The organism is Intrasporangium sp., assembly GCF_035280925.1.
Taxonomy (GTDB): Bacteria; Actinomycetota; Actinomycetes; order Actinomycetales; family Dermatophilaceae; genus Intrasporangium.
In genome coordinates this window covers 1-4,324 of sequence record NZ_DATEEY010000187.1, presented here as the reverse complement: position 1 = coordinate 4,324, position 4,324 = coordinate 1, and the positions used below count along the sequence as shown (strand labels likewise).

Genomic DNA, 4,324 nt, shown 5'->3' with positions numbered 1-4,324 from the left:
GCTATGGGGTGATGCGCAGGGACGGGTGGCGGTTGACGTCCTTGTAGAGCAGGTAACGGAACCGCCCCGGCCCTGCCGCGTAGCAGGCCTGCGGGCAGAACGCACGCAGCCACATGAAGTCGCCCGCCTGGACCTCGACCCAGTCACGATTGAGCAGGTACATCGCCTTGCCCTCGAGGACGTAGAGCCCGTGCTCCATGACGTGCGTCTCCGGGAAGGGAATGACGCCGCCGGGCTGGAAGGTCACGATGGTCACGTGCATGTCGTGGCGGAGGTCGGTCGGGTCGACGAAACGCGTCGTGGTCCAGGCGCCGCCGGTGTCGGGCATCGGGACCGGCTGGAGCTCCTGCTCGTTGAGCACGAGCGGGGTCGGCGCGTCGATGCCGTCCACGCGTTCATAGCGCTTGCGGACCCAGTGGAAGCGAGCGGGTTCGCCCGCAGTGTTGTGGAGGGACCACGCCGAACCGGGCGGGAGGTAGGCGTAGCCGCCCTCGGTGAGCACCGTGAGCTCGTGGCGCGCGCCGTGGATGGTCAGGGTGACGCGTCCCTCGACGACGAAGAGAACTCCCTCGGCCTCGGTGTCCGGCTCGGGTCGGTCGCTGCCGCCGCCGGGGGAGACCTCGACGACGTACTGGGCGAAGGTCTCGGCGAAGCCGGTCAGCGGCCGCGCGATGATCCACACCCGGGTGCCGTCCCAGTGGGGGAGCAGGCTCGCAGTGATGTCGGACATCGTCCGGGCCGGGATGACGGCGTAGGCCTCGGTGAACACCGCGCGGTCGGTCGTCAGGTCGGTCTGCTTCGGCAGGCCACCTCGCGGGGCGTAGTAGCGCGGGCTGGGTTCCATGCCCCCATCTTCCTCACGACGTGCTTTGGAGAGGTGAATCGTGGCCGCACGTGACCTGGTGATCCGGGCGAAGCGCGTCGTGACGCCGGCCGGGGAGCTGGCGCGCGAGGTCGGCGTGGCGGCGGGGCGCATCGTCGCGGTCGAGCCGCTGGGTGCCGGGCTCGATGCTGCGGCCGTCGTCGATCTCGCCGACGACGAGGTGTTGCTGCCCGGTCTCGTCGACACCCACGTCCACGTCAACGACCCGGGGCGGACCGAGTGGGAGGGGTTCGCTTCGGCGACCCGTGCCGCGGCCGCCGGAGGCGTCACGACGATCATCGACATGCCGCTCAACAGCATCCCGCCGACGGTCGACGTCGCCGCTCTTGACGTCAAGCGCAAGACGGCCGAGGGCCAGACGTGGATCGACGTCGGCTTCTGGGGCGGCGCGGTGCCGGGGAACATCGGGCAGCTCGCCCCGCTGCACGAGGAGGGGGTGTTCGGGTTCAAGTGCTTCCTGCTGCCCTCTGGGATCGACGAGTTCCCGCCTCTCGAGCTGGCGGAGCTCGTGCACGTGATGGCGGAGATCGCCTCTCTCGACGGCCTGCTCATCGTCCACGCCGAGGATGCAGAAGCGATCGAGCAGGCGACCGCTGGGGGAGCGCAGGGCCGCCGTTACGGCGACTTCCTCGCGTCCCGCCCCCGGGAGGCCGAGAACGTCGCCGTCGCCCACGTCATCGACCTCGCCCGGCACACCGGATGCCGGGTCCACATCCTGCACGTCTCGTCCGCCGAGGCGCTCCCGCTCATCGCCGCCGCCAAGCTCGAGGGCATCCGCGTCACCGCGGAGACCTGCCCGCACTACCTCTACTTCGCGGACGAGGAGGTGCCCGAGGGGGCGACCCAGTTCAAGTGCTGCCCACCGATCCGGGAGGCCGACAACCGCGAGCGGCTCTGGGATGGGCTGGCCGACGGGACCCTCGACGTCGTCGTGTCCGACCACTCGCCGTCGACCCCGGAGCTCAAGGCGTTGGACTCGGGTGACTTCGGCCGCGCGTGGGGAGGGATCAGCTCGCTGCAGCTCGGGCTCGCCGTTGTCTGGACCCAGGCGCGCCAGCGGGGCTTTTCGCTCGCCGAGGTGTCGCGCTGGATGGCCGAGAGGCCTGCCGACCTCGCGGGCCTCTCGCGCAAGGGCCGCATCGGGGTGGGTGCCGACGCGGATTTCTGCGTCTTCGCGCCCGAGGACGGCTTCATCGTCGACGCGGCGCAGCTGCACCACCGCAATCCGATCACCCCGTATGACGGCAGGCGCCTGTTCGGCGTCGTGCGCGCGAGCTGGCTGCGCGGCAAGCGGATCGACCTCGACGCCGAGCCGCGCGGTCAGCTGCTCCAGCGTGGTCCGTCATGAGCGCGGGGAGCGGCGGCCCCAGCCACGAGGCGGGGGTCGCGGTCGTGACAGGAGCCGGGTCCGGGCTGGGGCGCGTCATCACGCGCCGACTCCTCGAGCACGGCTACCGCGTGGCGCTGCTCGGTCGCCGGGCGGACGCCCTCGCGGAGACCGCCGCGGAGGCCGCTGCCGGCGCCGCCCTTCAGCTCCCCACCGACGTGACGGATGAGGCTGCGGTGGCGCGGGCCTTCGAGGCCGTGGTCGAGGCGTTCGGTCGGATCGACCTGCTCGTCAACAACGCCGGCACGTTCGGACCGGCGGGGGAGGCGGACGAGATCGCCGTGCACGCCTGGCGCGAGGTCATCGACGTGAACCTCACCGGCACCTTCCTCTGCTGCCGGGAGGCGTTCCGGATCATGCGGGACCAGATCCCTCAGGGTGGACGGATCATCAACAACGGCTCGATCTCCGCCCAGGTGCCGCGCCCGGGCCAGATCGCCTATGCCGCCAGCAAACACGCGGTCACCGGCCTGACCAGGTCGCTGGCACTCGACGGCCGACGCCACCACATCGTCTGTGGCCAGATCGACATCGGCAACGCCACGACCGACATGACCGCGGGCATCGCGCGGGGTGCGCGCCAGGCCGACGGCTCCGTGCGTCCCGAGCCGACCTTCGACCCGTCGCACGTGGCCGACGTCGTCCTCGCGATGGCGCAATTGCCCCTCGACGTCAGTGTGCCCGCGCTGACCATCCTGGCGACAGACATGCCCTACCTCGGGCGAGGCTGAGACGGGGCGTGGCCGCGGTTCCGCGCCACGCGCGTCTGCAAACGCAACCACAGCAGGCCGTATGCCGCTGAGCTGAGTCAGCTCAGCGGCATACGGAATGGGGGTGGTTGCCTCAGCGGTAGTTGGTGAAGTTGAGCGCGACGTCGAGGTCCGCCGACTGGAGCATGCGCTGGACGGCCTGGAGGTCGTCGCGCGATTTGCTGGTGACGCGGAGCTCGTCGCCCTGGATCTGGCTCTTGACGCCCTTGGGGCCCTCGTCGCGGATGAGCTTGTTGATCTTCTTTGCGTTCTCCTGCGTGATGCCCTCCTTGAGGGGGCAGTCGAGGTGGTACTCCTTGCCGGAGAGGCGGGGGCCGGCCTCGGGGACGTCGAGGTGCTTGAGGCTGACCTTGCGCTTGACGAGGTGAGTCTGGACGACATCGAGCACGGCCTTGACGCGGTCCTCGGTGTTGGCCTTCATCTTGATGACCTCGCCGGCGAGCTCGACGGAGGCTCCGACGTTCTTGAAGTCGTAGCGGTTGGCGATCTCCTTGGCGGCGGAGTTCACGGCGTTGGCGATCTCCTGCTTGTCGTACTTGCTGACGATGTCGAACGAGGAGTCGGCCATCGTGGCTCCTTCCGTGAGGTGGCTGCTTGGGTGCGCGAGGCTGGTGTGCTGGTGGGGGCGGCGCCGGATTTGCGGTGCCTGCCCGGTCTCTTGCTATCCTTCCAGACGCACCACGGCAGGTTGTCCGAGCGGCCAATGGAAGCGGACTGTAAATCCGTCGCGAAAGCTTCGAAGGTTCGAATCCTTCACCTGCCACCCAGTGCCCCAAGAGGCCCTGACCAGCGGAAACGCCGGTCCGGGCCTCTCGCACGTACCCCGCTAGGGTATTTCGCGCCACTGATTCCGAAGGTGAGACGGCGGGTCGCTGACCTGCGCAAATGCGAGGCGCATCGACGCCTGTGCGGAATGCGTGCGGAAGTTGCGTCCCCTTCAGGGGCGCGGGGCGGACTCGTACATCACCTGACCTGCACCGACGTGACGGCGGGGGTATGCAATCGGAGCGGAAAACCTGACCGTCCCCATTGCGATGGCATCGCATTCAGAGACGACCGTGAAGCTCATGGCGGGGCCGCGCACTCCGCGAGGCCGTGGCGCTCGAGGGCAACGTCGTCCTCAGATTGTTGCCGAGGGCTGCCTCCGGGTGTGGCCGAGACGCTGCGCCGCTGACGTATCTCATCGGATACCGGGGGTGCGGGTGAGATTGGAGGAATCGAGATGGCTGGCAGCAATGTATTGAAGCGGGCGCGTCGTGGCGCCGGGCTGAGCCAGCAGGAGTT

At 69.2% G+C, this 4,324-nt stretch carries 4 protein-coding genes and 1 tRNA gene; 3 read left to right on the top strand and 2 right to left on the bottom strand.

Annotated features, from left to right (window positions below):
• Position 1 precedes the first annotated feature (1 nt).
• A complete protein-coding gene (locus VJN29_RS17255; protein ID WP_324144870.1) occupies positions 2-844 on the bottom strand; it encodes a bifunctional allantoicase/(S)-ureidoglycine aminohydrolase in 843 nt (280 codons plus the stop codon).
• A 40-nt stretch (positions 845-884) separates the two neighbouring features.
• On the opposite strand from VJN29_RS17255, the gene allB reads away from it, so the two are divergent.
• Positions 885-2,231, top strand: coding sequence for an allantoinase AllB (gene allB / locus VJN29_RS17250; protein WP_414654411.1), 1,347 nt, complete (start codon positions 885-887; stop codon positions 2,229-2,231).
• Positions 2,228-3,001, top strand: coding sequence for an SDR family oxidoreductase (locus VJN29_RS17245; RefSeq protein ID WP_324144869.1), 774 nt, complete (start codon positions 2,228-2,230; stop codon positions 2,999-3,001). The genes allB and VJN29_RS17245 overlap by 4 nt, the downstream gene beginning before the upstream one ends.
• A gap of 112 nt (positions 3,002-3,113) precedes the next feature.
• On the opposite strand, the gene VJN29_RS17240 is transcribed toward VJN29_RS17245, so the two are convergent.
• On the bottom strand, positions 3,114-3,608 hold the full coding sequence (locus VJN29_RS17240; RefSeq protein WP_324144868.1) for a YajQ family cyclic di-GMP-binding protein: 495 nt from the start codon (positions 3,606-3,608) through the stop codon (positions 3,114-3,116).
• Between the two features lie 114 nt (positions 3,609-3,722).
• Between VJN29_RS17240 and VJN29_RS17235 the strand changes: the two genes are divergently transcribed.
• Positions 3,723-3,803 (top strand) — tRNA-Tyr (locus VJN29_RS17235).
• Positions 3,804-4,324: the final 521 nt, after the last annotated feature.